This window comes from Streptomyces sp. CRN 30 (genome assembly GCF_034105845.1).
The window spans coordinates 1-6,700 of the sequence record NZ_JAVRHI010000336.1 but is presented as its reverse complement, the minus strand read 5'-3'; the positions used below and the strand labels follow the sequence as shown (position 1 = coordinate 6,700).

At 74.3% G+C, this 6,700-nt stretch carries 4 protein-coding genes and 1 pseudogene; all 5 read right to left on the bottom strand.

Annotated elements, in window-relative coordinates:
* Positions 1 to 453, bottom strand: a 453-nt coding sequence (locus tag UW392_RS35980; protein ID WP_320779412.1) for a hypothetical protein, incomplete at its 3' end; no start/stop codon positions are given.
* Complete coding sequence (locus UW392_RS35975) at positions 450 to 2,936, bottom strand: nitrate reductase (RefSeq protein ID WP_320779411.1); 2,487 nt, start codon at positions 2,934 to 2,936, stop codon at positions 450 to 452. The genes UW392_RS35980 and UW392_RS35975, both read right to left, overlap by 4 nt.
* Before the next feature lie 88 nt (positions 2,937 to 3,024).
* A pseudogene (locus tag UW392_RS35970) lies at positions 3,025 to 3,612 on the bottom strand (DUF1684 domain-containing protein); the annotation flags it as partial.
* Positions 3,613 to 3,735: 123 nt separating this feature from the next.
* Positions 3,736 to 4,281 carry a DoxX family membrane protein gene (locus tag UW392_RS35965; protein ID WP_320779410.1) on the bottom strand — a complete coding sequence of 182 codons (546 nt, stop codon included), beginning with the start codon at positions 4,279 to 4,281 and terminating at the stop codon, positions 3,736 to 3,738.
* A 364-nt stretch (positions 4,282 to 4,645) separates the two neighbouring features.
* Positions 4,646 to 6,700, bottom strand: a 2,055-nt coding sequence (locus UW392_RS35960; protein ID WP_320779409.1) for an ABC transporter permease, incomplete at its 5' end; no start/stop codon positions are given.

The following is a 6,700-nucleotide window of genomic DNA, read 5'->3' as shown; positions in this document are numbered from 1 at the left end:
CATCGTGTTGGTCCAGCGCATCTGCCGCAGTGTCCGCGGGTGGCAGGAGGAGGCGAGCGCGAGGAGCCGGGCGTCCCTGGAGGCCTGGGCGGCCTGGGCGAGCATCTCCCAGTGCAGTGAGTTGCGTGCGGCGGCCAGGTGTACGTCGCGCAGGTCCCGCAGGAGCAGCAGGCCGGGTTCGGGGCGGTGGACCGTCAGGTCGGACGCCTTCTCGCGGAGCGTCGCGAGGAGACCACCGGAGGAGTCGTCCGGCGGGCCGTCGAGGTCCAGGTCGTAGTGGGCCGCGGTGTCGGCCAGGCACTGGAGGTGCTGCCGGGACCATTCGGCGACGTCGGTGGCGATGTGGTGCACCTCGTGGTCGGTGCGGTGGCGCTCCGCCAGGGTCATCAGGTCGCCGACGAGGTGGTGCTCGCCGTGGTGGAGGGCGCGCAGCGTGAGCTTGATGCCGTTCACCGGGGGTCTCCCTCGCTGTCCCAGGCCGTGTCGGGGGCCTGCGACACCCGTGCCGCCGGTCCGCCGGTGGTGGCCGGCAGGGCGTGCGGGGCCGGGGGAGCGGAGGCGGTGGTGGTGGGTGCCGGGGACGGCTGTCCATGGCCGCGCTCGACGAGGGTGAGCGCGGCCGCGGCCGTCTTGAACAGCGGCTGCTTGGAGGCCGGGTCCCAGTCGGTGACCGTCGTCTCGTTGGCCGCCCGGCCCGGTGTGGTGAGGTCCGGGCCGGAGCCCGCGGGGGTGTCCCAGTAGCCGTAGTGGAAGGGCACGAAGAGCACCCCCGGTCGCAGGCCGGTGGGGCGCAGGCGTCCGCGGAGGGCGCCGCGGGGGGTGCTGACCTCCACGAGGTCGCCCTCCGCGAGGCCGAGCCGGGCCGCGTCGTCCGTCGAGATCTCCACCCACACGTCGGGCGCGGCCGCGTTCAGCTGGGGTGCCCGGCCGGTCTTGGTGCGGGTGTGGAAGTGGTAGAGGGTGCGTCCGGTGGTCAGCTGGAAGGGGTGGTCCTCGTCCGGTGTCTCGTGCGGGGGCAGGTACTCGGCGGCCTTGAGGATCGCCTTGCCGTCGGGGTTGAGGGAGCGGTACTCCACCGCGCTGTCCACCGCTCCGGTCACCAGGTCCTTGCCGTAGTTCTCGCACACGTCGGGGTGGGCCCAGTCGATGCCGTCGGTGTAGAGGCGTGCGGTGCCCCCGGGCGCCCGTTCGTTGACCGGCCACTGGATGCCGCTGCCGCCGCGCAGCATGGCGTAGGTCAGGCCGGTGTAGTCGCAGGGGCGGCCGGCGCTGCACCGTTTCCACGCCTCGAACGCCGATTCCGCGTCGTGCCAGGTGACCAGCGGCCCGCCGGCCTTGTCCCGGAAGTCCATGCGGGCCGCGTACTCCAGGAAGATGTCCAGGTCGGGCCTGGCCCCACCGGGGGGTTCGACGGCCTTGTCCGAGAGGTGCACCGTGCGGTCGGCGTTGGTGAACGTGCCGGTCTTCTCGCCCCAGGTGGCGGCGGGCAGGACCACGTCTGCGAACTGCGCCGTCTCCGTGAGGAACAGGTCCTGCACCACCGTGAACAGCCGCTCCTGGGACAGGATCGTGCGGATGCGGGCGAGTTCGGGCAGGGAGACGGCGGGGTTGGTGCCGCTGATCCACAGCATGCGGATCGAGCCCTGCTCGGCGTAGCGGAACATCTGCATCGCGTGGGTGGGCGGCCCGTGGTGCGGGATGGTGGCGGGCTCGACGTTCCACACGGCTGCCAGGTCGGCGACGTGGGCGTCGTTCTGCCAGTTGCGAAAGCCCGGCAGGTCCCCGTCGGCGCCGCACTCGCGGGTGTTCTGGGCGGTGGGCTGCCCGTTCATCTGCAGGACGCCGGCGCCCGGCCTGCCCAGCATGCCCCTGATCAGGTGCAGGTTGTTGACCTGGACGGCGGCCGCCGTGGCCTGGTGGGACTGGTAGACGCCCTGCAGCACCGTGGACAGCAGCCGGTCGGCGCCGCCCAGCAGCTCGGCGGCCTCGGCGATCCGGGCGGCCGGGACGTCGCAGATGCCGGCCGCCCACTCGGGGCCGCACTCCGCGACCCGCGCCGCGAGTTCCTCGAAGCCGACCGTGTGGGCGTTGATGTACGCGTGGTCGACGCGGTCGTGGCGGATCGTCTCGTGCAGCAGGGCGTTGAGCAGCGCCACGTTCGTCCCGATACGGGGGGCGAGGTGCACGGCCGCCCTGCGGGCCACCTGGGTGGGCCGGGGGTCGACGCACAGCAGGCGGGGCGGGTCGGAGCCGTGCAGCCGGTCCAGGACGCGCATCCACTGCACGGGCTGGGTCTCCGCGAGGTTGTGGCCGAAGAGCGCGATGACGTCGGCGTGGTCGATGTCGTCGTAGGTGCCGGGCTGCCCGTCGGAGCCGAAGCTCTCCTTGAGCGCCTCGCCCGCGGTGGCCGTGCACAGGCGGGTGTTGCCGTCGAGGTGACTGGTGCCGATACCGGCCCGGGCCAGGACGGCGAGGGTGTAGTACTCCTCCAGGAACAGCTGGCCGGAGGTGTAGAAGCCGATGGACCCCGGTCCCCGTTCCGCGAGCAGCTCGCGCGAGCGGGAGACGACGCGGTGCATCGCGGTCTCCCAGTCGGTCTCCACCAGGTGCCCGTTCTCGCGCACCAGAGGGCGGGTGAGCCGGTCGGGTGAGGCGTTGGCCTGCCAGCCGAAGAGGTCCTTGGGGCCGAGCCTGCCACGGTTGACCCGGTCGGTCGCCCGCCCGCGCACCCCGGCCATCCGGCCGTCGACGACCGCGATGTCCATGGCGTCCCCGTCGGAGTGCAGGATCGACGCCGCCTGCACCCACCGCTGCACCAGGTCGGGCCCGACGCCGTCGACGAGGTAGGTGTCCACCCGGGCCGGCCACGGCTCGTGCCGTCCGTACGGCACACGGCCGCCCCAGGGGTCACCGATCCGGTCCACCGAGGACTCCATCGCCACCTCCGCCAGTCGACCCGCAGACCGGTCATCGGTACCACCCCCGGCCCGGAACCTAACGCGACCGGCCCGGGGGACCAGGCACTCAGGGCCGGCCGCCGCGCTCCAGCGGGATGCGCTCGCCGGCCTCGACGGCGACCGGCAGCCGGTTCTCCGCCGGCGGCAGCGGGCAGGTGGCCAGGTCGGTGTACGCGCAGGGCAGGTTGGCCGCGCGGTTGAAGTCGAGGGCGACCCGGCCCTCCCGGTCGGGCGCGGCGATCTGCAGCGACCGGTTCGCGGCGTAGGTGGTCACGCCCGAGGTGCGGTCCGTGAACAGCGCCATCAGGGTGCCGGGCCGCATCCCGTCGAACACCGTCAGCCGGTGCACGGCGCCGTCCACCTCGAACTCGACCTGCCCGGGGGAGTCGTACACGTGCTCCAGGCCCTCGACGGCCGCACCGACGGTGATCGCGCGCGGTGCGTCGAAGGGCAGGTAACGGCCCGTGCGCACCCAGCGGGGGTCGGGCGCGTAGGCGGGGGTGCCGGTGAAGGCGGTGCGCAGGGGGTTGCCGGGGTGGCGCGGTCGCAGGATGTCGTGCCCGCCGCGCCGGGCGACCTCGAGCACCGCGTCGCCGACCGTGGCGTACACGCTGTCGCGTTCGGCGAGTACCCCGAACTCGTACCGGCCGCGCACCTGCGGAGAGCACGCCGAGTCAGGTCCGGAACGGCGCGTCGTCCGGTACGGGTGTGTCGTCCGGGTGCATGCCGTCTCCTTCCAGGGCTGAGGCGCGACGCAGGCGCCCGTCCAGCAGTCGGTTCAGTCGCGGATGAGGAGGACCAGACCGGCGATCACCGCGGCGAGCACCACGGCGGCGACGCCGTACACGAGCCGGTGCGCCCGCAGGCCGGGCAGGAAGCGGTCGACGGCGATCGTGCCGGGGCCGGTGAGGGCCAGGGCGGCCGCGCCCGCGGTGAGCAGGACCTCGTACTCGACGCCCTCGGGGGCGAAGAAGCCGCCGCCCCACTTGACCGCCAGGGCGTTGATCATCGTGCCGAGGACGGCGGCGCCCGCGAGCGGTGTGAGGAGGCCGAGGACGAGGGCGAGCCCTCCGAAGGTCTCGGTGAGCCCGGCGACCAGGGCCATCATCTTGCCGGAGGGGTAACCGCTCATCTCGAAGAACTGCCCCGTGCCGTCGAGCCCGCCACCGCCGAACCAGCCGAACAGCTTCTGCGCGCCGTGCGCGGCGACGGTCAGTCCGAGCACCAGTCGCAGGATCAGCAGGCCCACGCTGTAGGCGTGCACGGGCGAGGGTTCAGCCCTGCCGGTGACGGACGTGCTGGTGGGGCGAGTGGTGACGGTCATGTGCCAGTGCCTTCCTGATGTGAACGATGTATAAGCTTGAATGTTCAAGCACAAGCGTGATCGTACCCGAACGGTGAAAGTTCAAGCAAACAGCGAACAGCAAACAGGGGTGCGTCGGCCGGTGTGGCGGGGCAGCCCTCCGCGTCACGGCTGCGGACGTGTGGAACGAGCAGGTGGCGCGGGGCTGCGACGAGTCGTCCGCGCACATGTACGCGCCCGAGGTGCTGGACCCCGCGGTCTCCTTCCTCGCGCGCCGAGCGGGCCGAGGAACAAGTGGCGTGCTTCCGCAACGCGGCTGAGCACCTCGCCCGGGAGGCCGTTCCGTGATCGAGGCAGCCGTTCCCGCACGCGGCCGCAGGGGACGTCAGGTCGCCCTGATCGCGTCCGCCGGAGCCGTGCCCAGGGCCCGGCGGGTGGGGAGTTCGACCGTGAGGAAGGCCGTGGCCGCGACGGTCGCCGCGACGGCCGGCAGCAGCCAGGCGGGGCCCGAGGGCCAGGGACGGTCGAGGAAACCCTGGCCCAGCAGGGCCAGCGGCAGCGCCGACAGCAGCAGTCCGGTGGTGAGCGCGGCGGCGGCGACCACCGCGGCCTCGCGCCGCATCATCGAACGGATCTGCCGGGGCGTGGTGCCGACGAGCCGCAGCGCGGCGATCTCGGTGCGGCGCTGCGCGGTCGCGGCGACCAGCTTGTTGGCGATGCTCAACAGCAGGTAGCCGAGGAGCACGACGATGGTCGCCAGGTTGATCCACACCTCGGGCGGGGTGTCCTGGCCGGAGTCGAAGTCGGCGTCCGTCCGTTCCAGGGTGAGTCCGGGCCGTTCGGCGGCCAGCGCGGCGAGCCGGTCCCGGGCGGCGTCCGTGCCGTCGGTGCGCACCAGCAGGTTCCGGGCGAGCGGCGACGTGGTGTGCCCGGCGGCCAGCTCGCGGGAGAGCACCAGGGGACCGAAGCCGAGCCCCCGGTCGTACACGGCGACGACCCGGGCCTCGACCCTGGCACCGTCGCCGAGGACCAGCTCCAGCCGGCTGCCGAGCCCGGCCCCGCGCGCCCCGGCGGCCTCGCCGCTGACGGCGACGGTGGCCCCGGTCAGCCGGTCCCACCCGCCCTCGCGCACCCCGAGGTCCAGTACCTCACCGATCCCCGGCGTGCCGACCAGCGCGGGCGAGGCCTCGGTCTCCGTGTCGCCGAACAGCTCGTACGGCCATACCACGGTGGTCGTCCCGACGGGCACGGCGGCCCGGACGCCCGGGAGCTCCCGCACGGCCCGTTCCGTGTCCACGGGCAGCCCGCCGAGGGCGGGGGCGCTCAGCCGGTGGTCGGCGAGGGTGCCGGCGCCGGTGTCCCGCGCGGTCGCGGCGAGCACGGTGGTCTGCGCGAAGGTGTACGTCAGCACGAACACCACCGCCATGGCCAGCGGGCTGACCACCCCGGCGACCCGCAGCGCGTACGCCCGTACGTTGGCCAGCGCCAGCCAGGTCGGGGCGGAGGTGCCCGGCCGCAGCCGCCGTACGGCCACCCCACCGGCGTACCGCACCAGGGCCGGGCCGCACAGCGCCAGGCCGATCGCGGCGACGATGCCCGCGATGGAGGTGGCCGAGGCGCCGATCAGGGTCCGGGACAGCAGCGGGGTGACGGACAGCGCGCACGCGGCGGCGATCAGCAGGAAGCCCGTGAGGGTGCGCCCGGCCGACGGCTCGCGCGGTTCGCTGCGGGACTCGGCGACCGCCTCGGTGGCCGGCATCCGCGAGGTGCGCCAGGCCGCGCCCCGGGCCGACAGCTGTACGGCGACACCCAGCAGCACGGCCGTGGCGAGGGCGGGCAGCGGGCCGACCGTGAGCGGCAGCCCGGGCGGCAGCACCCCCCGGTCGGCCGGCATGGCGCCGAACCACCCCGCGAGCAGGTACCCGAGCGCCACCCCGGGGACGGCACCGAGCACCGCCACCGCCGAGGACTGCGCGGCGGCCAGCCGGCGGATCTGCCGCGGGGTCGCCCCCACGGCCCGCATCAGCGCCAGGTCACGGCGCTGCCCGGCGATCGACACACCCAGCGCGCCCGCCGTGACGAACCCGGTGATCAGCAGCACGATCCCGCCCAGCGAACCGGCCAGCAGCACCAGCAGCGAGCGCGCCGACCCCACGCCGGGCGCCGTGCCCTCGCCGATCCCGGCCCCGGTGAGCACCTTCAGTCCGGTGCCCGCCAGCCGGTCGCGGACCGTGTCGGCGACCCGCTCCTCGGCCCCGGGCTCGGTCCGCAGCCCGATCAGGTCGATCCCCTGCGCCGCCTGCTCTCCCGCTGCCGTCCCTCCCGCCGCGTCCCGCGCGCCGGGCCCCGCCAGCCGTGCGGCGGTCGCGTCGGCGAAGTAGACGCCCGCGCCCGGCGCGTCGACCACCGCCGTGACGCGGTACTCCGCGGCGGGCCGGCC